Below are 22,526 nucleotides of genomic sequence, written 5' to 3'. Positions count from 1 at the left end.
GTTACGAAGAAGGGTCAGAAGCACTTAGCGAGGACCCTTGATGGATCAGCACGAGCGCGGCCATGCCGCCACTCTCTCGGAGAATGCCAAAGAGCTTGCCATGCAAGCACAGGAGGCCCTTCGGACTCACCGCCGCCTTCTCGAGGAACGTGGCATCACGCCGGATTCCTGCCTGGCCGAGGTGCGGCGATTGGGCGGCGAAGCCGCAGTCGAGAAAGTTCGTCGCGAAGCGAAAGAATCGCTTCGCGCTCTGGACGAGAGGGTCCAACGTGAAGTGATGCACCTGCCTGCTTCGAGCCGCCCGATGTCGCGCCATATGGTGCGGCGCGGCGGCGGCGTATGAAGCGTTTTCCCCACCCGCGATTTCATTCACTAAGGAAACCACGATGATCAGTTCCAACTCTCCCATCGCCAGCGCACCGGTCTCTTCGGCCAGGCCCGTGACTCTCGCTCCGGATGCTCCTGGCATGACAACCTCGCTTGCGCATGCCGTGCTCGTCAACGAAGAGATCGACCACGCCATGAGCCTGATGCTGCACTACATGAGCGTAGGGGGTTTCGACTCGAGCCCCGCGACGGAGCTGCTCAAGCTGAAGTCCCTGACGGCAGAGCTGTCGACCGGGACGAAGTTGGTGAACGGAATGATCGCCAGCGAATACACGCCCATGAGGGAGGTCGCCAACAAGATGGGTTGATGCAGCCCAGCGCGGCAACTTGCGAAAGTTGCCGGACGGCGACATGAAAAAGGGGTTGACCATGACAGTCAACCCCTTTTTCTTTTGCGTTTGGTGCCGGAGAGATGATTCGAACACCCGACCTTCTCATTACGAATGAGTGAGATATGTCAAAAGTCGGGATTCCTATGCGTTGATTGATGTTGGTAGAAGAGGCATTTTCAGAGGGAGATTGCTGAGAATCGAATCTTGAGCATGGATCAGCGTTGATCAGAATTTCAGAAATTCTCTTACATCGGCGTTACATCGACCGCGCCTTGTTAGAGAATGCTGGTCATGGCAAAGACCTCCTTCACCGCGCCGCGAATTGCGGCCTTCACGTGCCCGCCCGACAAGGCGCAAGCGTTTCTCTGGGATGCCAAGACTCCGGGCCTTGGATTGCGCGCGACGCCTCGCGGGTCGCCATCCTATGTGTTTCAGGGCACGTTCCAAGGCAAGAGCCTTCGGGTAACCATCGGCGACGCCAATACATGGCGCATCCCGGATGCGCAGGCAAAGGCGCGTGAACTTCAGCGGCACATCGACGAAGGGCGTGATCCGCGTGCTGTCAAGGCCGAAGCGATCGCCAAGGACGTGGCAGAGCGTGCCGCCGAACGCCAAGCCGGTGTACTCGTCGCTGACGCCTGGGCAGAGTACCTCACGCGCGGGAGGCCCAAGAAGAAGATCGCCTGGAAGCCGCGCTACCTGGCGGACCTTCACAAGATGACCGCGCCTGGGGGCACGCCCAAGAAGCGCGGGAAGGGGCCGACCCTGCCAGGTCCGATCGCGCCGTTGCTGGGCATGCGCCTGAAGGACATCACGCCGAAGACGCTGCGCGCATGGCACTCGAAAGAGGCCCAGCGCGGCACGGCGCAGGCGGCGCGGGCCGTTCAGATCGTGTCCGGCTTTCTGCGTTGGTGCAGCACCGAGGATGCCTACGATGGGCTGGTCGATCCGCTGGCCGCGCGCGACCCCAAGGTGCAGGATGCGCTACCGTCGGCTGCTGGGAACCGGCGCACTGATGCACTGGAGGAGGGTCAGCTTAAAGCTTGGTTCGCAGGCGTTGCCCAGCTGCGCAACCGGACGGCGGCGGCCTACCTACAGGGGCTCGTGCTTACCGGCGCCCGCCGGGAGGAACTTGCGGTGCTGCGATGGACCGACATCGACTTTCGATGGAAGAAGTTGACCATCCCTGACAAGGTGGGTGACACCCGCACGTTGCCGCTGAGCCCTTACTTGTCCAGCCTGCTGCACGGCCTGCCTCGCATCAAGGGGAATCCACACGTGTTCGCATCGCCGACCGCAAAGGCAGGCCGCATTGCTGACCCGCGTAGCGCGCATGCCGACGTGCTGGCTCACGGTGGGATCGGCCACGTGACGCTGCACGGCCTGAGGCGAACGTTTGCGCTGATGGGTGAGGCTGCGGGGTGTCCGGCTGGCGCTATCGCTCAAGTGATGGGCCACCGGCCTGGCAGCATGTCGGAACGCTACAAGCCGCGCACTGTCGACCAACTTCGTCAGTACATGGCTCAAGTCGAGCGCTTCATCGTCGAGAAGGCCGGCGTGCAGTTCGACTTTGACGCGAAGCTGGAAGAGGGCGGCGGCAACGTGGTGCCGCTCGCAAAGAAGGCTGCTTGAGCTTGAATCAGCGCTTGGCGACGTTGGTTCGCCGGGGACGCACAGACGAGACACGGACGCGCTTCGAATCCGCGTCGATGTCGGCCAGCGTGTCCTCGACCTTTTGGGCGAGGGCTGGGTTCGCCTCTTTCATCTCTGCTCGCGCAAGCAGGTACTCGGCCGGCTGTACGCCTTCTAGCAGGCCGTCGGCCAATCCAACAGCATCCTCGAAATGCCGATCACGCCGATCGGTTGGCTTTAGCGTTGCGTACATCCGCAGCACCGCTTCGCACAACGACTGCTGAATGAACACCATCGCCCTGATGGTTTGGGCGCGGCTGTCGGCAAGCTCCTGCGCTACTGCCCCATCCGCCGAGGGAGCGGGATCGAAACTGCTCTTGATGCGTTCGATGATTTCGGCGTTGAAGCTTCGCTCGGACTCGTCGGCGGCCTTGTGCAATGCCCTGTGAAGCTCGGGCGGCACCCGCAGCGCAGTTCTGATGTAGTCGTCTTGGCTCATGCGGCGCAATTGTGTCCATATCGGCTTCAAAATGAAGTTGACACCAAAGTGAAGCCAATCGATACTTTGGGCGGCTTCAAAATGAAGTCAAAAAAGCAAAAAGGAATCTTGCATGAATGAAGAAGTGAAGGCTACTTTCACGCTGCGACTGCCGCGTGATCTTGGTGGTCAGGTCCAAAAACGCGCGAGTGCAGCCCGAATGTCTATGAACGCGTGGGTGCTGCAAGCGATCGACATGGCTCTCACCGGTGGGCGCGACGCACCGCCGCGCCAGGAAAGCCGAATGATCATCAACAGATCGGACATCGAGCGCCGCGCTCTCCTGGCATATCGCAAGGCCGCCACACGGCAAGGGGGAACCTGCCAAGAGCCGGGCTCCTGCGAGGTCCATGAAATCGGCGATAGCTTCTACGCGAGACTGGGCAATGTGAACGGTGCGCTCGCCGTCTATCGCGTGCATCGCGACGGCAAGTTGGAGGGCCTGTCGCACTGGCCTACGGAGTTGGATTGATCATGGTCACCCCCGCTACGGCGCGCGAGAGGAAGCGTGTGCGCGACAGGCGCGGAACGAGACGCTGCCCGATGCCATTGTGCTCAGAGCACTCATGCGAGGAAGCCGCCTTGAGCGCGAGGACATTCCACCGAAGCTGATCGTGCTCAAGCGAGAACACATCCTTCTCCGCCGTGTGCTTAGAGACCTAAATCGCACGCTTGCTGACATTGGTGGCGCCTGAGAAAGCAACAGCCGTTACTTCACGCGCAGCGCAACAACACGGGCGCTTTTGCCCAAATTGGAGACTCTCATCATGAAGAATTTCGACTCCCCTATCACTACGCTTTCACCTTCGAACGCGGTTCCGGCAGCGAACGAAGATGTCTTCGCGCCCATACCAGAGTTCCGACTGACCGCGCTTGCGCTGCGGGAAGTGGTCGATCAGATCGCCGATCACGCAATGACCGGCCTGGAACAGGTCACTCAGGCCATCGCCATCGCCCCCGACGAAATTAGCCCGCAGCTGCACTACCTCCGCGCGCTCTTTGCCTCAATCGGCCACGCGGCGGACTCGACCTCCGACGACGTGGGCACCGATCTCCGCAAGGTTTGGGGGCTGACCGCTTGAAGCAAAAGGAGCAATCGATATGCAAGACGCACTGAGGACGGAGCTGTATCGGCAGGCTGCCGAGATCGAAGAGATCGCGAGGGCAAAGCTCATGACCATTGAGACCATACGTGCCAAAGCGGCGCCGCCGCTGGAACCGGACAACATGGTCTCGCCGATGGAATTTAGCGCGCGGCTGCTGGACCTCGACGAGCGCAACAGGTTCGTCTGGATGAATTGGGCAGCACACCACGCTCAGCACATCGAGAACGCCGACACGCGCAAGGTTCTGATGGATCACGTTCGTCGGACACGCTTGCTGTCGGTCAAACTTGACCCCAACAAGACCCGCAAGATTTGGGTCAAGGAAGGATTGGCGTTCGCGCGCGATCAGGGCTGGATCGACGACGTGCCACAGATCAAGAACAGCTTCAGGCACAAGGCGGGAGAGACGCCGACGGAGCGTGCCGACCGCCGTCTTCCGCGCCTTCGTGAACTTGGTGGCACGGCCGACCCCAAAAATGGCGGTTGGTCATTCACCGGGGTTGGTCTTCTTGAGCAGGCCGAGAAATCGGATGGCGCCAAGGGGTGCACCGACAAGACTATTCGCCAGGATCTAAAGGACGCATGCGAGCGCGCGGCTACGCGGCAGCGCGAACGCGACGACAAGAGCAGCGCCAAGACGCCTGAGGTGCTCTGGAATGCCTGGGGCCAGAAATAGAGCGGGACAAATTCCGGAACACTCCGGTTTCAAACGAACGGCCCCAGTGAGCGATCTCTGGGGCCGTTCCGCATTTGTTCGCTTCACTCCGGTGCGGCGGAAATAGAGGCTCAACGGCCCCGCATCGGGGCCAACGTCCCCGACAGGGAGAGCCCAATTGAACACCATCGCATACGAACCGATGTCGCCGCCGATCCCCGCCGCCGACAAACTGGTAAAGGCCGAAAGCACCCCGCGCGGCGGCGTCAAATTCCTGCCGCTCGGCGAAGTCACCAGCCCGACGGTGACCACCGAAGCTGCGGCGCACTACCTCAATCGCCGCCCGCAGACTCTTCGCATCTGGTCGATGAGCCAAACCGGCCCGATCAGCTGTCTGCGCATCAATGGCCGTCTCGCCTGGCCGGTCGCCGATCTCAAGCGCGTTCTGGGTGTTGCGTAATGCACGGCGAGAAAGTCCTCATCGTCAGCACGCTCGGCCGCACGCTGCCCGCCGAGCCCCGCCACCAATCGCACGCCCAATGGAAGCCCTTCAATACCCTCGCAGCCCAATATGCGCTCGCTGGGCTCGCACTGACCTCTGAGGTTGGCATCGACGGCGCGACGCGCCTGCACACGACTCGCCATGGCAAGGTCGTTCCGCTGGACGACCTCGATCACGCACGCGCCTTCCTGGCGCAGATGGGCGGTGCGCATGCGTGATTGCGATTGCATCATTGATACGCTCCCGCCGTGCCCGTGCCCGTGCCCGTGCCCGTGCCCGTGCCCGTGCCCGAGCGCTGCCTACTTCTCGGCGCCTGAATGGGAGGCGGCCTTCCCCGGGCAACACGTGCACCGTGGCATGCCGAATCACATGCGCCGCGCGATGCACCTTGCGCGCGCCTTCGTCCGCGCTGGAGAGCGCGGTGACTACGTGCTGGCAGCGCGCTTTCTGTTCGCGTTCTACCGCGCCGCCGAGGGCGAGCATCAGCAATGAAGCTCATCCCCAAGAACTGGGCGACGTTCCAGCACTACAAGGACCGGAACCCGCCGTGGGTCAAGCTGCACAAGAGCCTGCTCGACGACCGCCAATACCAGCGCTTGCCGCTCGCTAGCAGAGCGCTTGCGCCGATGCTTTGGCTGCTCGCGAGCGAATCGAAGGATGGTGCTTTCGACGGCTCGACCGAAGAAGTAGCCTTCCGACTGCGCGCAGACGAGGGCGAGATTCAGGCCGGCATGTCGCCCCTGATCGCAGCCGGTTTCTTCACGCTTGCCGAGCAAGTTTCAACCGACGTGCAAGCGCAGCGCGAGCCCGCTGCGGACGAGTTGCAAGCGACGCGCGAGCAGTCTGCTAGCACGGTGCCAGCAGACTGCGGGCGTGTTGCTACCCCAGAGACAGAGGGAGAGACAGAGGGAGAGACAGAGGCAGATGGCAAAAACTCTGCTGCCGCAGAGACCTCGGCATCGACAGATTCCTGTCCACACCAGCAAATCATCAACATCTACCACGAGGTGCTGCCGGCGGCACGCCGCGTACGCGAGTGGACACCGACTCGCCAACAATCCCTTCGCACTCGCTGGCGCGAGAAATCGGAACGCCAAAACCTCGACTGGTGGCGCCGCTACTTCGAGTACGTGGCTGCGTCCGATTTTCTGTGCGGCCGTTCGACGCCGAGCAGCGGCCGAAAGGCCTTCGACGTATCGCTCGACTGGCTTTGCAAGTCTGAGAACCTCGTGAAAGTCGTAGAGGGCAAGTATGAAAACTGATCGCCCCCTCCCGACCGGCGAGATGCCGCGTAGCCCGGAAGCCGAGGCGGCAGTGATCGGTGCCGTGCTGCTCGACAACGGCGCACTGAACCGCGTGGCCGACCTCACGCCGTCGATGTTCTACACGCCGTTCCACGCAATTGCCTTCCGCACCATCCAGTCGATGGCCGCTGCCGGACATGCCTTCGACGTGATTTCGACCTTCGACGCCATGCGCGCCGAAGGCAATGCGACCGAAAGTGACCTGGCGCGCCTCAACGACCTCGCCCAATACGTGCCCTCGGCGTCCACCATCCGCCGCCACGCGGCCGTCGTTGCCGAACGCCACCGCCAGCGCGACCTGATGCGCGCGGGGCAGCAGATTGTCGAACTCGCGGCGTCGACAGGTACGTCGGCTGAGCAGATCGACGCTGCGCAGATGCTGCTTGCCAAGCTCGCGACGGCCAAGGGCAAGCGCGACCCGCAGCACATCAATGAATCGCTGGCCGACTACCTCGCGCTGCTCAGCGACCTGAGCGAAGGCAAGAACCCCGCCATCCCAACCGGCATCGATGGCCTCGACGAGCTGCTCAACGGCGGCCTGCGGCGCGGCGAAATGATGGTGATCGGCGCCCGCCCGAAGAACGGCAAGACGGCGCTCGCGCTCGCGCTGGCCCGCAACATGGCGCGCGACTACAACGTGCTGTTCCTGTCGCAGGAGATGCCGGTGTCTCAGTTGATGCATCGTCATACCGCAGCAGCTGGTTCGTTCGACCTCGGCCGCATCCTGCGGGCAGACCCGAGCGACAGCGACATGTGGCGGGCGGTGACTGATGCTGCGCAGCGCCTGGGAGAACTGCACCTGACGCACGACGATCAGTCGAGCCTCTCGCTGCTCGATATCCGCCGCAAGGCGTTGCAGGTCAAGCGGCGCCATGGCTTGGACGTGCTGTTCGTCGACTTTTTGCAGTTGATGGCTGGGGCCGGCGAAGAAAACCGCAACCGGGAACTCGACGTGATCGTCAACGGCATCAAGGCGCTGGCGCTCGATCTGCAGATCGGTGTCGTTGTGCTGTCGCAGATGTCGCGCAAGGCGGACGAGCACTACGGACGCCCCACCATGAGCCACCTACGTGACTCTGGCGCCATCGAGGCTGCGGCCGACCAGATCGCATTGCTCTTCACCGACTGGGCGCACCCGTCGAGCAAGCGCGAACCGGCGTTCCAGGGCTTCTCTGAACTGGAAATCGTCGCGCACCGCAACGGCCCTCAAGGCTTGGTGCCTTTGCACTTCAACGGCGCGCGGCAGCAGATCACCGACTGGGATGGTGCCGTGCCGACTCGCTCGGCGACGCCGAGGCCCGCCAGTAGAGGCATGCCGCCATGACCCCGCACTACACCGCCCGCAACGACCTCAATCAACGCAACCTACACGACCCGACCATGACCAACACCACCACCGCCGCTGACACCAAGGCATTCACCCATACCGACTACTCGCAGGCCGAGCTCGGCGCCATCCATCCCACGAGGTACTGCGGGAACTGTGCCCGCCTGCGTTCCGACGTTGACCCGGACGACCATCCGCATGGCGTGTGCCGCCGCTACGGATGGGACCTGCTGGACGAGAACATCGTGCGCTGCACTGGGCACGCCACTCCCGGTGAGCAGGTCATTGGACTGAACAGGCCATCGCAGCCCATCGATGCTGATACCGCGTGGGGAACGTCGGCGGCGTGCCTTGACGCCCTGGCCGAGGTGCTCCGCTTCAAAGAGTCCGGTGATACCGACTCCCCCGAGTTCGTGGATGTCATGTGCGACATGATCGAATCGGCGCCGCAGAGTTACTTTGACGGGCTCGAAGCCATGCAGGCCGGCGCCGCCGCCGAATGGAAGAAGTGGGCAGTGGCCCATCGCGCGTGGCAGCAGGATCAACGGGACCGCCGCGACTACCCGGACTTCTTCGCGGCGCTGGCCGACCTACGCGAAATCATCGACCAGCACGGAGAGGGCGCCGCCCACGAGCCCGAACACGTCGGCACCTTCATCCGCCTGTTCGAGTCCGCTCCGCCGCGCTATCGGGCCGAGGCCGAGAAGATTCTCGCGCCGTGCGTGCCCACCGTGACGCACGTCAATGACGCTGGTGAGCCGGTGTTCAGCCTGGAGCAACTGAGTCAAACCCTCGGCGAGCCGGTCGACAAGCTCAAGGCTTTCGTTGACGAACACCTCGATGCCGGGAAGCTGCATCGCGGCACGGTCCATCCCATCCAGTAACGGGTGCGTCTCGCATGAATTTCAGTTATCAAGGAAATGTCGCAATGAACATCGCTCCAGCCATCGCGACGAACATCGTCGAGTCCATCGGCCATATGCCGGTCACTGTCGCACCGGAAATCCCCAAGGCTCCCGCGTGCGACCAAACCGACCATGACAGCGAGGCCGCCGTGGGTGGCAACGTATTCGCAGGCCTTCTGCCGGCGGCGCGTCCGGAAGCTGCGAACGATCCGTCCAACAGCGCGGACGATCCGCAGACCGCGCGGGCCGAAGGGCGGAGGCGTGAGCCCCGCACGCGCGCAAACGTGGTGTTTGAAGGCCGCACCGAAATGCAGCTTCGCCGGGTTGTCGGGCCGCGTTTGATCCGCACTCGCGAGGCATGCGGACTCGGCCAGCAAGAGGCCGCGCGCCAGCTTGGGTACGAAACGCCGGCCCAGCTATCGCTCTGGGAACGCGGCCATCGATTTCCTCCGACCTCAGAACTGATCAAGCTGGCGCGCCTCTATTCCACCAGCCTTGATTTCCTGCTCGGTGAGGCGTCGGAAATTGACCGTGATCCGGCCGCAGGATTGCGCCGCGCTATGTTGAATGGCGTGCGTAACCAACTGTCGAAGTGCGCGGAAGTCGTCATCGGCGAGGTCAATCGCCATGTGAAGCTGGTGGGTGCCGACGCGGGCAGCACGGCGACATTCGTCGCGGCTGGGACCGATCTGTTGGATGCGGTGCAGAGCTTCACCCGCCTGAATCGCGGCTCGGTCGACAACATGCGGGGCGGAGCAACCCTCGCTTTCAAGACGGAGGTGTTCGAACAAGCGCTGCACGAAGCGAGGCGCCGGCAGCGTCTTGCCCAAGCCCTCGATGCGGACCTGCGCGAGCGCCTGGGCCATCTGCCCGACGGCGACATCGACCTCGGCGTCGAGGCCTGACCGAGCACTTCAGCCATCTGCGGCAGTCGAAGAGTCGCGCTTCAAACGCGCCCCTAATCGCCGCCGCCTCGGATTGGAAAAGTGCCCACCGACCCGCACGCATCCGCATCGACCATCAAGGCATCGCAATTATTCGCATCCCAACCCCATGACCTCGACCATCGTCTCCGACCACGCGCCGCCCGACGCCCTGCTCACCGAAGCGCAGGCGGCGGCACGGCTCAACATCGCGCCCGCCACCCTGACGGCATGGCGCGCCACGAAGCGCGCTGCGCGCCCGGCGTACTGCCGTATCGGGGGCGCAATCCGCTACCGCCGCTCCGATATCGACGCCTTCATCGAGCACTCGGTGCAGGCCGGCGCATGAGGGTCTTCGCCGCAGTTATGCAAAGCCTGCGCGCCAAGGCGCCCGCCAGCCCCTCCAAGCCCCTCAATCCGCCGCCCTGGCGCACCACCAGCCGCAACGCCTCAGAACCTGCCAAAACCCGCCTCAAGGAACCGATCACCATGCACACCGCCTTCACACGCTCCCCCCTCGCTGATGCAGACGACCTGAGCCCCCGTGCCATCGACGCGGTGCTCACGCTGTTCGCTGACGCCAGCGTTCAGCGCCAGGCCGCCGAAGTTCGTGGCAAGCTGCTCCGCCTGATCGAGTTCTCCGCCCTGCGCTCTGAAGTTGCGGCGGCCGTGAAGGCCATCGGCACGCACTCGACCGAAGACCCCACGCCGGCCGCCGTCGTCGCCGTCCTGCGCCAGCGCGCTGCCGAACTGGACGACGCCCTCGACGATGCCCGCACAGATCGCGACGCCCACGAAGCCGTTCGCAAGGCCCGCATGGCCCTAATCGAACCGCTGCGCCGCGAAGTCTCTGCGCGCCTCACGTCCCTCGCCAACGAGCGCGAGCACTGCTTTGTGCGTCTCGATTCGATCCGCCGCGCCTCGACGATGAGCGGCCCCGCGAATCACCGCTACAACGCCCTGATCTCCGCAGGCGTTAAGCCCGCAGAGATTGCAATGCTGGCTGTGGAGGACCCTGAGCAACAGGTTGCCGACATTCGCTTGCGAATCGCAGTGATCGACAACGAACTGATCCCGCTGCGCGCGTACATCGCGAGCGCCGATGTCGCTCACCTGACCGGCCTGGGCCTCGACGCCTTCATCGCGCAGGCCCGTCCCGAGCGCGCTGGCGAAGAGGTTGCAGCGTGACGACCCGCAGCAAGGGCACCAAGCCCCCGGCAATCGTCGATCCTGAAGCCGCAAAGCTTGAATCGACGGCGCTCGGCGCCATGGTGATTGATCCGTCGCTCAGCGCGGGCATGGTCGCCGCGAACTACGCCGCTCCATCGTTTGCTCACTGGAGAGAGATCGGTCCCGGGAACGTGCAAGACGCCATCGATCTGATGGCGGACACGGTGAAGAGCGGCGATCTGTCTGACGTTGAGAAGATGCTTGTCGCGCAGGCGGTTGCCTTGCAGACCATGTTCTCCACCCTTGCGGCGAAGGCAGCAAGTACCGGCCCCGGCGCCAACATGGCGATGTTGACCAACCTCGCCCTGCGTGCCCAGGCGCAGAGCCGCGCCACTCTCGATTCTCTGGTGAATCTGAAGTACCCGCGCACGACGGTTATCGCCAAACAGGCCAACGTCGCCGCGCCGGGTGGCATGCAGCAAGTCAACAACACGGTGTCTCCCGCGCACGTGCCCGCGCACGAGGCGAGTCGGCCAAACAAAGTGGAAGTGTTGGAGGTGGGAAATGGCAGCACGCCGCTGGACGCCGGAGCAACGCTCACGGCAATCGGAACTCGCACGGCAAATGAAGCCGTGGAGGTCGGCGACCGGGCCGCAAAGCGTGGAGGGCAAGGCCGTGGTGGCGCGTAATGCTTGGAAGGGCGGGCAGCGCGCGTACTTCCGGTCAATCGCGAAGCAGACCAACGATCTACTGCGGCAGCAGCGTGAACTGCGCGACTGTATTGCTGAAATTGGTGGAGGTGACCTGTGAACGCACCTCGCATCGGCAACGTCATCTCGGCGCTGAATCGCATCCGCCAGAACGAACTGGAGAGCCGTCGGCAGGCGCGCACGATCCTTCAACCGAGCGAAGTTGCTGGCAAGCTGTCGCCCGCGCGCATGCTAACGACCCGCCTCGGCGGTGCCGGCGCTCGCCCCATTACGCCCGCCGATCTGACTCACTTCAAGAGGGAAGTTGAAGCCCTGGGCGACAAGGCCCGACAAGGCCTGACCGCGAAGGAAGCGCTGGGGCTCTCGCGGACCATCGACATCGAGCGCGCGAAGGCCGAAATCCGCTATTCGATGCCCGCCCGGCTTCAGACCGGCAAGGTGCATCTCGTCACCGATTCGGGCCCGAAGTCCAAGGTCACACGACATCACGTCAACGTGGAGTTCTCGCTGTACTCGTCGGCCCTGTCGCGGCCCGGAACGCCTTCGCAGGCCGCCCAGTGGTTGATGAAGGAGTCGCCGCTGCGGTTCGAGTGCGACTGCCAGCATTTCAGGTTCTTCTTGCGTTTCGTAGCCACGGCCGGTGGCTGGGTTGCGGGTAGAGCGGAACATGGCCTGCCAAAGCTGACCAACCCGACGCTGGACGGCGCATGCTGCAAGCACCTGGCGCGTGTGATGACGGACGTTCAAATGAGCATCGGCCTGCGCCAGCGCGTAGCGCAGATGGTTGAGGCCGACCGCGCTCGGATCGACAAGCCGGGCAAGGCGAAGCCCCGCACCTTCACTGTCACGCAGGCCGACGCCGAGCGGATGCTGCCGAAAAACGTGCGCCGCATCGTGGTGCCGGCGGCATCGCGCGGCGCCAAGCTGCCGCAGCCGGCAAGCACGGACGACATCCGGACCGCACTCAAGGCCTTCACTGGCAAGGACACGAACAGTGTCGCTATCGCTCGCGCGCTTCAAAACTTGCTCGTTGCCCAACGGAAGGCGGCACGGCCATGACTTTTCCCCAGTACCTCCAGACCGCGCCGCGCGCCTGCTCGCGCTCATGGCGATCAGCCGCGCGCGGCGTGCACCGAAGCCATCCATCAACCATCAAACGCCCGCAGGGCACCAGACTATGACCTATCCTGAACCCGAGCCGACCGGCGAAGTGAAAGCCATCACTGCCGACCTGCTGCAAAGCATTGCACTGGACTCCGACGGCACCCCCTTCGATGGCGACGCTCCCGAAACGTGGGGGGAAGCAGAAGCAGCCGAGCCCGAGATCATCCACCGTGGTCAGGTGCGCTTCAAGGTAATCGACGCTGACCCGGTCGCACTGGCAGCGGCCTGTGGCGCCGTTGAGGAAGGCACACAGGAAGCGACCCTCGCGCTGCTGGTGGAGTTCGCCGATGACGAAGGCGCACTGCTACCCTCAACGGGCCAGTACCTGAACATCGCGACCAACGAACCGGACGTGGGCATCCTGTTCCGCGTTTGGATCACGAGCGCTGACCTCCACGACCCGAACGCGCCTGACCTCGGCCCCGATGCCATTCGCAATGAAGCGCTCGCAGATATCGACGACCACCCGCGTCGCGGTCTCATCGTGCAGGTCATCGGCGAGGCCGACGACGAGGAACCGGCGGAATGAGCCCGCTCGAACACGCGCGCACAGGCAGCTTTCTGCTGGGGGAGCACCGGCACCGCAAGGCTGCACTCGAAGGCCTGATCGCTTTGGGTGATGCGAGCGTCGCTGCAGCCAAGGCCGAACTCGACCGAGAGGCGGCGGCCCAGGCCGGCACGCTCGACCGAATCGTCCGCGACCACGACGCCCGCCGCGAGCGTCTCGCGCCTGCCAGCACATGGGTCGCCCCGAAGCGCATCGTTCCCCCCGCAATCCTGCCGACATCGCACGGGCCGGACACTTTTGTCGCAAGCATCGCTCGCCGCCTAAAGGGCTGAAAGAAATCTCAATGGCATCCAACTTTCCGCACGACTCGCGGGGCTTCCTTGTGGGCGAGATCGTCGAGAACGGCCGCGACCTCATGCGCGCGCAGCAGCAGGGCATTCAAATCTGGAAGACCATCCGCACCGACGTGAAGGCCATCGCGCGTGCGGTGGGCGCGGAGGTCTCGACGAACATCCGCCTGAGCCGCCCTGGCGCCGTTCCGCGTGCGCCCGCGAGCAGTGCGCGCACCAGCGGCGGCAACTACGTGGGTGGCCGCGCGACGGTGGTGCAGCCGGTGGGCCGCAGTGCGCCAACGCAGCGCGGCGCCAGCGGTGCGCGCGCGAGCGTCCCCGTGGTGGTGGCGCAGCCGCGCGCATCGAATGGCCGCTTCGTGGCGGGCCAGCGCCCAGCCAGCGGCGGCGCGGCGAGCAACAGCGATGGCGGCGGCCGTTCGAGTAGCGGCACTTTCAGCCGCATGAACGACACGCTCGGCAAGCTCGCGGCGAGCCTGTCGGCGGCCGACAACATCGACCCGACGGTGAACGCGCTGAAAGAGGTCAAGGACGTGGTGTCGCCCCTCGGGCGCGGCCTGTTCTCGCTCTTCGGGCGCACGGCCGAGCGCAAGAAAGAGGTGTGGTATCGCCGGTTCCTGAAGGCGCTCACGCCGGGCTCGCAGAAGGCGCAGCAGGGCGTCGGCGGTGGCGGCCTCTTCGGCATGGGTGGTGGTGCCGGCGGCGGCCTGCTGGGGAACCTGCTGGGCTCGGCTGGCGGCACGGCCGCTGGCGGGCTGCTCGGCGGCCTGCTCGGCAAGGGCATGGGGCTGCTGAAGGGCGGCGGCAAGCTGCTGCGCCGCATCCCGCTGCTCGGCGCCCTGGTGGCCGGCGGCGGCGCGCTGGCGTCGATCTTCGGCGGCGGCACGCGCGACGAGAAGTACAAGGGCGTGGGGGAGGCCGGCGGCATGCTGGCGGGCGGTGTGGCCGGCGCGAAGCTCGGCGCGGCCCTGGGCACGATCATCGCGCCGGGCATTGGAACCGCCATCGGCGGCTTCCTGGGTGGTGTCGGCGGCGCCCTCCTGGGTGAGAAGTTCGGCGCCAAGGTCGGCGAATGGACGAAAACCCTCGTGGACTCCGATATCCCCGGCAAAGTGATCGAGGGTTGGAACTCGACGACGGCATTCATCGGCGCCGCGTGGGAGTCCCTGGCCGGTGACGCGAAATCCGCCTGGGAAGGCATCACGAAGAAGGCCGGGGAGTGGCTCGACAGCGCAAAGGCCGGGCTCGATTCCGTCGGCAAGACCCTGAGCGACGCCGGCAACGCGGTGAACGACTGGATCAAGGCCAAGACCGGCATCGACGTAAAGCAGAACGTCAGCGCGGCCGCCGACAGGGTGGGCGAGGCGGCCGGTGCCGCCTGGGACAAGACGAAGAGCGCCGCGAGCGCCGGCTGGTCGGCGGCGAAGGGCTACGGTTCGGACGCACTCGACGCGGCGAAGGCCGGCGCGGCCGCAATGGTGCCCAACACCGTGAAGCGCGCCTATAGCGCAGGCTCGGCGGCGGCTGGCAAGGTCGGTGGCGCAGTGAGCGGTGTATTTAAGGGTGCGGAGGCCCGCGCGCTCGAAACGGGCAAGACCTACTCGGCGGGCAACATCGCCGGCCTGGACGACGCGCACACGCGCGCCCTGGTGGCCTCAACCGCGCTGACCGAGAGCGGCGGCGGCAAGCTCGACGTAGTGAACAAACTCGGGTTCGCGGGCCGCTATCAAGCCGGCGCCGGGTGGCTGGCTGATGCCGGCCTCATCAATGGCGGTGCCGGCGCGGTGCAGGCGGCCATGAAGAAAGACGGCTACAAGCGCGAGGCCGACTGGGGTGCGGCCGGCGGCATGACGAAGTTCTTGAAGGACGACAAGAACTGGAACGGCGGCATGACGTACGACAAGTACCTTGCCACCGCCAGCACGCAGGATACCGCGTTCAAGACTAACTCTGACGCGGCCTATCGCGCGCTCGTGAAGAGCGGCGCCATCACTGCTGAGACGCCGCCGGCACAGGTGGCCGGGCTGTTGAAGGCGCGTCACATTGCGGGCCTGGGCGGCGCCATGGCAGTTGCGCGCGGCGGCACGGGCTCGGTCGATGCGAACGGCACCAGCGCGTCGAAGTATTACAGAGACATGGCCTATGACCCCAAGGGCCTCACAGCGCAATTCCGCAGCCCCGTGGTGGCCGGCGGCGGCGCAACATCCTTGGCGGCATCGTCTGTGCCGTCGAGCGTGCCGGCGGTCATTCCGAAGGCGGTGGAGGTGCGCGAGCCGGCAACCCCTCTTAACAGCGGCGCGGGCGCGGGCCGTGGCTCGATCAATGTTTCCCTGCCGGAATCGATTGGTCAAAATGTTGGCGACCGAGGCACGGCGCACATCGTGACTGGCGGTCTGGGCGGAGGCTTGTCGGGCGGGTGGTAGGCGTGCGAAGGGGTCGATCTCAAATCCGCCCCTTCAGCGCGCCGCATTACGAAACTTTCGCGGTGCGGCGGTCAAGAAGGGGGCGGCGTGTCACCGCTCCCCTGCTGCAAACGCGATCAGCGCCCGATTGATCGCCTCGCGCATCGTGCCCCGTCGCGGCTCATGATCCGTGCAAGTGCCTCGACGATCTCCGGCTCGAAATCGACAGTTGTGCGCCGCCCGCCGCGCGCGATGAGGTCGGCGTTAGACCGGAATGCCTCGGGCCACTGCAAATCTCATGGCGGGGGTCAGCAGTGAGAGGTCCACTTCGGAGATGTGGTCGCACAGGAACCTGGCGGAAGCCTCGCGGATTGAGGGGTCGGGTTCTATCTTTTGGAACCTAGTGGCGGGGAAGCCGTGGCCGTCGAACTTGATCGAAAAGAAACGTCGCGTGCGAGTTCCGTTGGCCGTCAGAAGGTCAAAAACGATCTGCCCGTTCACATGGCGGCGACGAAGCTCGTCAGCCACCTCGTCTAAGTCATCCTGCGGCACAGTGACGCCAGTGGAGATCACGACAGCGGAGAACTTCACCGAAGGAGAATCGAAAACAGCGAAGTGTTTCATGGTTTTCCCTTTGATTTGATCAAGGTGGCGTAGCCACTTTCAACTGCCGTCAACACACCCTCCACGATTGCCACTGCCTCGGTCCTGCTGCCCAAAATCCGGGTGGTTTCAATCGTTCCGTCCATATGAAAAAGACGATGACGCTGGTCATGCCACGTCTTATAGCACGCAGCGAGTAGAGTCTTTGCCTCCGCAGAGGCGGCGTCGCCGTGCGGGGACCTGACTGCGAAACCAGCGCCTTGCCCTTCGAAAAAATCGCCAAGCTTTGCCTTGGAGGCAAGATTCAAGCCGCATTCGCTTCTCAAGAGCTGAAGACTAAACCCCTCGAGCCCTCGCAACGCGGGAAAGGCAATTGCTGCATAGTCTTCAAGTTCGATGCCGATTTTGGTCAAGGCCAGCGCTGACGTGAACTGCATGCGCACCTCGTCTTCGAGCCAGTCGTGGACTACAGGCACCCGCGCAGTGAGATCGCTTTTGATCTGTGCAACGGTCAGCGGCAGGGCATACACCGCCTTCTGATGAGCCAAAAGGTCGTCGAGCGGCAAAACGGTCTTGAGAAAGTCCAACGCCCAAACCGCCAATTGCGCGTGGCTACCCTGCAACTGCAACGTCCCGTTCGCGTGGAACTTGACGGTCAGCGAGTCACCGAGCGGCCCCGTGATCTTGACGAGGCGGTGGTTAGCATGCGCTTCGTCAGATTCGACCTTCGCGCCAAGCTCACCCAAGAACTCAATGAGTAGCTTTTGAAACTCTGGCTTGAACCCATGGATTGACAGCTCCAGGCGCGGTTTGTCGCCGAACCGACAATGGTTGGCGATGGCTTCGGCAAGGACATCAAACGTGCCCTGATCGAAGCCAGCTGACGCCCCGATGGTGCACTTACCCTTCCCGTTCACGTAGATTTTGACGAGGAAAGGCTTGGCTTCGAAGGTGCCTCTGTACTGAATCAGCTTTCCGTCGTTCAACGTCTCTTCGGTCAGGCCTTCGACGCCGGCCTGCTGCAATGCCGCACGGGTTTTCGTGTGGTCCATTGCGATGCCGCTGTAGGGGTTCTTTGCCATGATCGAAGCTCGTTGGTTTTTTTGGTTAACCTTCAATCATACCTTTTTCGATATAACGGCGGTTCTGAACCTAGGCCGACGCGGGGCGGCACAGCACAGGGGCCTGCATGGGCTGAATTCAAGAAACACCTGCGGGGGAACGACCGACCGCTCGTCGAACGGGCCTTTGCATGGGGACCCGAGCAAGGCGTTGATGAGTGTGACAAGCCTGTGCATCAACACCGAACGAACTGCACCGCATGGCACTTGGGACTGAAACCGGCAGATGGGCGGGCAGTCTGGAAAGGATGACTTTGAGCCGGAAACGGGGGACGAGTCACCCAGCCGTAGGAATGGAGGTCAAGGGGGCTCGGATCGTCGATCTTGGCGACCTGCTAAGCAAGGCGCGTATCAGGTGCCAGCCCGGCCGGACAACGACGAGGCTGCTGCTCACAAGGTGAGCAGCAGGTCGGCTGTACGGCGAAGCGGTTTCGGAAATATGGCCCCGGCTCTGCGCAGTGCCACCCAGACACTGCATAGGTCGAGTTGTCGCGCACTCGCTGAAGACCGTCAGATATGTACCCCGGGCCCTTTCGAGGGCCGCGCTCAAGACAAATCTTGGCGTGCTGCGACCGGGGTGCATTTCTGACGGTCTTTTCGTTTGGTGCGTGACCCTTGGCGACTTTCTTCCCGTCGCAACAGGAGTTATCCATGCACCCCACCACCAGCGCCGCCGCGCGCTTCGCCGTCCAGGTCTTCGCAACCATCGCGGCCGCCTTCGTCACCCGCGTGACGCTGGTAGCGCTCCTGGCCTGAAGGGCGAACCATGAGCGCGAACAAAACTATTCTGGTTGGCAACGTCGGCCGCCCCACTGGCGGGGTGGAAATGCCCGAGATTTCGGAACTGGTCTACCTCAACAACTCGACGCTGACCACGGACAGCCAACGCGTGGCGAAGCATTTCGGCAAGCGGCACGCCGACGTTTTGCGCGCTTTCGACCGGCTGACTTGCAGCGCCGTTTTCAACCAACGCAACTTTGCGTCGGTTCAGGAGGTGGATGCCAAGGGCGAGGGTCGTCGCCTCATCCGAATGACGAAGGACGGCTTTGTGTTCCTCGCCATGGGCTTCATTGGAGCGGAAGCGTCACGCATCAAAGAGACCTACATAGAGGCGTTCAACGCCATGGCCGGTCAGCTACAAAGCATCAGCCTGGACCTGTGGGAGCAGCGCTTCCAGATCGAAAAGCGCGACGACCTGTCGTTCCACTGGGCCAGCTTCGGCGCCCGCAAGATGAATGAGCGCCGCCGTGACCTGCCCATTATCAAGAGCGCCTTCGCATTGATCGACTCGCAACTCCAGCCGGCGCTCTTCGAGGGTGCCGTCGGCGCTGGCCGTCAACCCGCCAGTAACGACGCAAAAGCAGGCAAGGCCAGCAAGGCGGCGAAGAAATCGACCGCTCGCAAGCGCGTCTGAGGCGACCATGCGCGCCATCGACCTATTCGCCGGTGCCGGCCGCTTTTTGTGCGCCGACTTCGGCTTGGACGTTGATGATGCGGATTCGGTGCGCCGGGCCATCAAGGACGTGAGAGGGCGATGACGGAGCCAGCAGACTGCATACGCGGTTGGCATTTGCGCGGCTGCGAGCCACTCAAGCAGGACGTGCGACGGCGGTAGTTGCGACGACACCGGCGGGAAGGAAGCCACTCGTCGAGTTCGGCTCGAATGCAGCACGCGCCGCCGGCACGCTGGCGCGGCTGCGGAATGGCGCGCTCACTCACCAACTTTTCGAAGGCGGTCAGGCTGAGCGCGAGGTAGGTGGCTGCTGCCTGACGCGCGAGCGCGGCGGCCGGGATGGGGGTGACGGATGAGGGGATCATTCGGAAACTCAGATGGCGATCATCTCGCCCGGCGCGAGACCGAAGTGCTCATGTTGGACGATGGGTGAAGCCGTACCGGCAGTGTGCCAACTTCGCGCTCGCGGGCTGAGATTTGGTCAGTCGTCTCCGACGCACTCTGCGGCGATCTTCGCAATCGTGGTTGGGGCGCCGGACACAAGGCGCCCTTGCGTGGAGCCCGTGAACTTGCCATAACCAACGACTGCCGTCCCGACGGCGATCTGCCCCCCGTTGAACACCTTCGCTCCGTCGATCGACACGATCGCGTTTCGGCGCGTCTTCACGTCGTAGATCGTGATCTTTCGCCCTTCGATCTGAGTAACTTCGCCGAGAAAGATGCCCGGCGCCTTTGGCGTATCCAGCGAAACGAGCATGGGATCGACGCCATTCAAAAAGTAGCCCTTGGCAATGCCGACTTCGCGACATCCGACAGGCTGAACACGCTGCTCCTTAAGTGCTGTTATGCGCTCCGCGAAAGCGGAGTTCATGCATTTGTAGGCATCCCCTGTCTTGAAGCAGTCGTTGTTCAGTGCCTGGGCATCTCCAGTGGCGATGTATGCGTCGGCGGCAGGCCTGTAGGCTCGATCGAATTTGCGCTCCCCCGCTGCCCTTTCAGCGTCTGCGTTTGCGAGATCCTTCGCCTTTGCTTCGGCTTCCCGGTCTGCTCTCGCTTGTTCCCGCGCCCGCACTTCCTCTGGCGTTGCAAAAAGCGGGGCGTTCACAGAAGGCCGGCGCGGCGCGACAGGCTGACTCGGCGCGACGGGCTCGGTGGCTGTCACAGGTGATTGCGCGTCACCATTTGCATTGAGGGCCTCGCTAACGACTGCGCCGATGAGTGCGCCGATGGCACCGGCCTTTAGGTCCCGCGCCGTATCTGCGTGGACGGCGGCGGATGACACGGTGGCGGCGATCGCCGCGATTACGCAGAGAGATTTCATGATGCTTCTCGACAGAGGTGGAATGGATCGCGTTCGAAATTTGCGGCGCTCACCTGCACGTCGTGGTAGCAGCGCGCCAGCGTGGGCACTGTATCAAATGTCACGATTAGTGTGTTCACGATCAGGTGACATGCCGGCACCCTCGCAGGCTAGTGAAGCCCCTCCGCATCAGATTTGGACACCGTGTGCGCGACCTTCGTCGGGCAACAGGACTCTCGCAAGAAGAGTTCGCGGAGAAGTGCGGGTTCGCGCGCACTTACATGTCGCGCATCGAAACCGGCGGGGCCAACCCCTCGTTGGACGCGATCCAAACGCTTTCTACGGCGTTGAAGACTCCGCTGGGCGATCTCTTCAAAGGCCTATGACCGCATCAGGAATGACGGTGCCATGGACATGCCCTGTACGATGGCGCGGCACCATATGACGGACGAATACTCCAGCGAGCAAGGCGACCAACAGCGACACCTCACGAGCGATGCGCTGAGACATGCTCAAGCGGTGTGTGCATTTGCGATCGGTGTGCTCGGGGCGCAACAGGCGGCGCAGGATCACCACATTCGCATTTTCGCAATGGCGCATGGGGTGCGCATGCTGCGGTATGCGCAGGCGGTCTGTAAGTTGATCGCATCCGGTCTGACTGACCCGGCAGGCGCGGTTTCGCGAGTGCTTCTCGAACAAGGATGGGTCATCCAAGCGTTGCACAAGAATCCAGAAAACTTCCACGTCCTGATGACCGAAGGCCTTGCCGAGGGCCGAAAGGCGCTGGAGGGGCTTGCCAGGCTGCAGCCCGAGCATCGTAGCGCCGAACTGACGATTGAGCGCTTGACCAGCGAGATTGCGAAGCTCCCCGCATCATCGGCCTTTGTTCCGCACAATTGGGCTGGTCGCGCAGACTCGAAATCTGTTTATCTAACGCTGTATAGAACCCTCTCCACGTTCGCCCACGGTGGACCCACTGGAACGCTTGACTACTTGCGCTGGCTGGATGAGGAGGGCGGTGGCGTGCGGATCGACGGGAGCGCAGCATCGGTGCACTCGTCGGAAATGCTCACCGTCGCGAGTGCGCCGATGCTTGATGTAGTCGACATCGTTTGCGATCAACGCCTGAGCGCCTCGCAAATCGCCGATGCCGCGCGGCTTACGGCGAAGCTCCAATTGCTCGTTGAACGCACGAATCAAGCTAGGTCGAGCGAGGCCCCGTGACGACGCGCCTACTTGTTTCGTTGAGCGTGCTCATTGCCACCCTATGCGGCGCAGCGGTGTTCATGATGGAGGATGGGCGTCTTTCAGCCGTTGGCAGCATGATCGCGGGCGGCGGCAGCGTACTAGCTGTACTGTGGTTCTCGGCAGGGCTGCGCTATCAGGCGCGACAACTGGAGGAACAGCGCAAGCAGTTCTCGGCGCAGTTTCAACATCTGGAGCACGCCAGCCGGCGCGAAGCGCTGCTGTTCGCAAAGGGGATTCTCGAAAAGGCCGAGCGCGACGCGATGGCGCAGGCGGGTGTCACTTCTGTCAACGAGCTTGCGACGTTGTATTGGGACTTTGGCGAACTCGGCCCCATCCTCAAGTCCGACGATCCGGATGTCGTTCTACAGACCTTTAGAGATTGGATGAAAAAAGAAGGCCCGGCGCTTATCCTGTTGAACGGAATCAAGTCCGCCGCAGAGGTCTACTTGCGAAGCGAAGGCGTCAACGGCATCGACTACACGAAGGCGCCTGAAGACTTCTACTTTGTCTACAGGGACCGGTTTTCGAACCTGCCATTTTTCAATGCCCTAAGTGGCACTGCAACTTGGCTGTGCGAGGTGATGGTGAGATTGGCGCCGGGACGCAATGCCGCAATGATTGCCTTCATCGCCGCAGGTTCGAAGATCGGCGGCGCGAAGATCGTCAAGATGGACAAGCTCCGCGAGGACATTGCCGAGCACATTGCCCAGGGCTATCCGCTGCCGGAGATTGCGAAGAATCTTCCTGTCGGTGATGATTAAGCGGCGGACGCTCCGTACGTACCTACGCGATGCGACGCGCAGACCTGGCGCGCTGAGAACGTCGCGGGTTCTGCTCGTGATCAACATGAGGGGCCACGGCAATGACTGAGGCGATATTCGCACTG

Annotated in this window: 28 protein-coding genes; 23 read left to right on the top strand and 5 right to left on the bottom strand. The window is 63.4% G+C overall.

Features of this window, described 5'->3' with window-relative positions; all coding sequences use genetic code 11:
• Position 1: 1 nt before the first annotated feature.
• On the bottom strand, positions 2 to 469 hold the full coding sequence (locus AC3A6Y_RS14670; RefSeq protein ID WP_487868946.1) for a hypothetical protein: 468 nt from the start codon (positions 467 to 469) through the stop codon (positions 2 to 4).
• Here AC3A6Y_RS14670 and AC3A6Y_RS14665 point away from each other — a divergent pair.
• Together AC3A6Y_RS14665 and AC3A6Y_RS14660 are read left to right on the top strand one after the other, a co-directional pair.
• Positions 468 to 695, top strand: a complete 228-nt coding sequence (locus AC3A6Y_RS14665; RefSeq protein ID WP_487868945.1) for a hypothetical protein — start codon at positions 468 to 470, stop codon at positions 693 to 695. The two genes, AC3A6Y_RS14670 and AC3A6Y_RS14665, sit on opposite strands and share 2 nt — an antisense overlap.
• 315 nt (positions 696 to 1,010) lie before the next feature.
• Positions 1,011 to 2,351 carry a tyrosine-type recombinase/integrase gene (locus AC3A6Y_RS14660; RefSeq protein ID WP_487868944.1) on the top strand — a complete coding sequence of 447 codons (1,341 nt, stop codon included), beginning with the start codon at positions 1,011 to 1,013 and terminating at the stop codon, positions 2,349 to 2,351.
• Positions 2,352 to 2,358: 7 nt separating this feature from the next.
• On the opposite strand, the gene AC3A6Y_RS14655 is transcribed toward AC3A6Y_RS14660, so the two are convergent.
• The gene (locus AC3A6Y_RS14655; protein WP_487868943.1) at positions 2,359 to 2,850 is read right to left on the bottom strand and encodes an Arc family DNA-binding protein; all 492 of its coding nucleotides are present in this window, start codon (positions 2,848 to 2,850) and stop codon (positions 2,359 to 2,361) included.
• A gap of 112 nt (positions 2,851 to 2,962) precedes the next feature.
• Here AC3A6Y_RS14655 and AC3A6Y_RS14650 point away from each other — a divergent pair, with 112 nt between their 5' ends.
• The 17 genes from AC3A6Y_RS14650 to AC3A6Y_RS14570 all read left to right on the top strand — a co-directional run bounded on the left by AC3A6Y_RS14650 (position 2,963) and on the right by AC3A6Y_RS14570 (position 15,936).
• Positions 2,963 to 3,361: a toxin-antitoxin system HicB family antitoxin gene (locus AC3A6Y_RS14650; protein WP_487868942.1), complete on the top strand. Its 399-nt coding sequence runs from the start codon at positions 2,963 to 2,965 to the stop codon at positions 3,359 to 3,361.
• Positions 3,362 to 3,656: 295 nt separating this feature from the next.
• Positions 3,657 to 3,971 carry a hypothetical protein gene (locus AC3A6Y_RS14645; RefSeq protein ID WP_487868941.1) on the top strand — a complete coding sequence of 105 codons (315 nt, stop codon included), beginning with the start codon at positions 3,657 to 3,659 and terminating at the stop codon, positions 3,969 to 3,971.
• 19 nt (positions 3,972 to 3,990) lie between these two features.
• The gene (locus tag AC3A6Y_RS14640) at positions 3,991 to 4,671 is read left to right on the top strand and encodes a hypothetical protein (RefSeq protein WP_487868940.1); all 681 of its coding nucleotides are present in this window, start codon (positions 3,991 to 3,993) and stop codon (positions 4,669 to 4,671) included.
• Positions 4,672 to 4,828: 157 nt separating this feature from the next.
• Positions 4,829 to 5,110 carry a hypothetical protein gene (locus tag AC3A6Y_RS14635; protein ID WP_487868939.1) on the top strand — a complete coding sequence of 94 codons (282 nt, stop codon included), beginning with the start codon at positions 4,829 to 4,831 and terminating at the stop codon, positions 5,108 to 5,110.
• Entirely contained in the window at positions 5,110 to 5,370 is a 261-nt protein-coding gene (locus tag AC3A6Y_RS14630) for a hypothetical protein (protein ID WP_487868938.1), read from the top strand. The genes AC3A6Y_RS14635 and AC3A6Y_RS14630 overlap by 1 nt, the downstream gene beginning before the upstream one ends.
• A gap of 151 nt (positions 5,371 to 5,521) precedes the next feature.
• Positions 5,522 to 5,644 (top strand): hypothetical protein, encoded by a 123-nt coding sequence (locus AC3A6Y_RS14625; RefSeq protein ID WP_487868937.1) that lies wholly within the window; start codon positions 5,522 to 5,524, stop codon positions 5,642 to 5,644.
• Complete coding sequence (locus AC3A6Y_RS14620) at positions 5,641 to 6,414, top strand: hypothetical protein (protein ID WP_487868936.1); 774 nt, start codon at positions 5,641 to 5,643, stop codon at positions 6,412 to 6,414. Before AC3A6Y_RS14625 ends, AC3A6Y_RS14620 begins: the two co-directional genes overlap by 4 nt.
• A complete protein-coding gene (locus AC3A6Y_RS14615; protein ID WP_487868935.1) occupies positions 6,404 to 7,780 on the top strand; it encodes a replicative DNA helicase in 1,377 nt (458 codons plus the stop codon). The genes AC3A6Y_RS14620 and AC3A6Y_RS14615 overlap by 11 nt, the downstream gene beginning before the upstream one ends.
• The gene (locus AC3A6Y_RS14610; RefSeq protein WP_487868934.1) at positions 7,777 to 8,667 is read left to right on the top strand and encodes a hypothetical protein; all 891 of its coding nucleotides are present in this window, start codon (positions 7,777 to 7,779) and stop codon (positions 8,665 to 8,667) included. Before AC3A6Y_RS14615 ends, AC3A6Y_RS14610 begins: the two co-directional genes overlap by 4 nt.
• 44 nt (positions 8,668 to 8,711) lie before the next feature.
• A complete protein-coding gene (locus tag AC3A6Y_RS14605) occupies positions 8,712 to 9,593 on the top strand; it encodes a helix-turn-helix domain-containing protein (protein WP_487868933.1) in 882 nt (293 codons plus the stop codon).
• 148 nt (positions 9,594 to 9,741) lie between these two features.
• Positions 9,742 to 9,960, top strand: coding sequence for a helix-turn-helix transcriptional regulator (locus tag AC3A6Y_RS14600; RefSeq protein WP_487868932.1), 219 nt, complete (start codon positions 9,742 to 9,744; stop codon positions 9,958 to 9,960).
• Positions 9,957 to 10,799 (top strand): hypothetical protein, encoded by an 843-nt coding sequence (locus tag AC3A6Y_RS14595; protein ID WP_487868931.1) that lies wholly within the window; start codon positions 9,957 to 9,959, stop codon positions 10,797 to 10,799. The genes AC3A6Y_RS14600 and AC3A6Y_RS14595 overlap by 4 nt, the downstream gene beginning before the upstream one ends.
• Positions 10,796 to 11,470, top strand: a complete 675-nt coding sequence (locus AC3A6Y_RS14590) for a hypothetical protein (RefSeq protein WP_487868930.1) — start codon at positions 10,796 to 10,798, stop codon at positions 11,468 to 11,470. Before AC3A6Y_RS14595 ends, AC3A6Y_RS14590 begins: the two co-directional genes overlap by 4 nt.
• Before the next feature lie 117 nt (positions 11,471 to 11,587).
• A complete protein-coding gene (locus AC3A6Y_RS14585; RefSeq protein WP_487868929.1) occupies positions 11,588 to 12,550 on the top strand; it encodes a hypothetical protein in 963 nt (320 codons plus the stop codon).
• Positions 12,551 to 12,596: 46 nt separating this feature from the next.
• Positions 12,597 to 13,184, top strand: coding sequence for a hypothetical protein (locus tag AC3A6Y_RS14580; RefSeq protein ID WP_487868928.1), 588 nt, complete (start codon positions 12,597 to 12,599; stop codon positions 13,182 to 13,184).
• Entirely contained in the window at positions 13,181 to 13,495 is a 315-nt protein-coding gene (locus AC3A6Y_RS14575) for a hypothetical protein (protein WP_487868927.1), read from the top strand. The genes AC3A6Y_RS14580 and AC3A6Y_RS14575 overlap by 4 nt, the downstream gene beginning before the upstream one ends.
• Before the next feature lie 50 nt (positions 13,496 to 13,545).
• A complete protein-coding gene (locus AC3A6Y_RS14570; RefSeq protein WP_487868926.1) occupies positions 13,546 to 15,936 on the top strand; it encodes a hypothetical protein in 2,391 nt (796 codons plus the stop codon).
• A 243-nt stretch (positions 15,937 to 16,179) separates the two neighbouring features.
• Here AC3A6Y_RS14570 and AC3A6Y_RS14565 read toward each other — a convergent pair whose 3' ends face one another.
• Together AC3A6Y_RS14565 and AC3A6Y_RS14560 are read right to left on the bottom strand one after the other, a co-directional pair.
• A complete protein-coding gene (locus AC3A6Y_RS14565; protein WP_487868925.1) occupies positions 16,180 to 16,539 on the bottom strand; it encodes a type II toxin-antitoxin system RnlB family antitoxin in 360 nt (119 codons plus the stop codon).
• The gene (locus AC3A6Y_RS14560; RefSeq protein WP_487868924.1) at positions 16,536 to 17,600 is read right to left on the bottom strand and encodes a type II toxin-antitoxin system RnlA family toxin; all 1,065 of its coding nucleotides are present in this window, start codon (positions 17,598 to 17,600) and stop codon (positions 16,536 to 16,538) included. Before AC3A6Y_RS14560 ends, AC3A6Y_RS14565 begins: the two co-directional genes overlap by 4 nt.
• An 805-nt stretch (positions 17,601 to 18,405) precedes the next feature.
• On the opposite strand from AC3A6Y_RS14560, the gene AC3A6Y_RS14555 reads away from it, so the two are divergent.
• On the top strand, positions 18,406 to 19,053 hold the full coding sequence (locus tag AC3A6Y_RS14555; RefSeq protein ID WP_487868923.1) for a Rha family transcriptional regulator: 648 nt from the start codon (positions 18,406 to 18,408) through the stop codon (positions 19,051 to 19,053).
• A gap of 520 nt (positions 19,054 to 19,573) precedes the next feature.
• Here the strand turns inward: AC3A6Y_RS14555 and AC3A6Y_RS14550 are convergent.
• A complete protein-coding gene (locus AC3A6Y_RS14550; protein WP_487868922.1) occupies positions 19,574 to 20,413 on the bottom strand; it encodes a hypothetical protein in 840 nt (279 codons plus the stop codon).
• Positions 20,414 to 20,538: 125 nt separating this feature from the next.
• Here AC3A6Y_RS14550 and AC3A6Y_RS14545 point away from each other — a divergent pair, with 125 nt between their 5' ends.
• Genes AC3A6Y_RS14545 through AC3A6Y_RS14535 form a run of 3 tightly spaced genes read left to right on the top strand, consistent with a single transcriptional unit; the run spans position 20,539 to position 22,401 of the window.
• Positions 20,539 to 20,778, top strand: a complete 240-nt coding sequence (locus AC3A6Y_RS14545) for a helix-turn-helix domain-containing protein (protein ID WP_487868921.1) — start codon at positions 20,539 to 20,541, stop codon at positions 20,776 to 20,778.
• 55 nt (positions 20,779 to 20,833) lie between these two features.
• Entirely contained in the window at positions 20,834 to 21,616 is a 783-nt protein-coding gene (locus tag AC3A6Y_RS14540; RefSeq protein WP_487868920.1) for a DUF5677 domain-containing protein, read from the top strand.
• 20 nt (positions 21,617 to 21,636) lie between these two features.
• Positions 21,637 to 22,401, top strand: a complete 765-nt coding sequence (locus AC3A6Y_RS14535) for a hypothetical protein (protein ID WP_487868919.1) — start codon at positions 21,637 to 21,639, stop codon at positions 22,399 to 22,401.
• Positions 22,402 to 22,526 lie beyond the last annotated feature (125 nt).

It is taken from the genome of Variovorax sp. Soil_C_17, from assembly GCF_057657265.1.
This window is presented reverse-complemented; position numbering and strand designations above follow the sequence as displayed.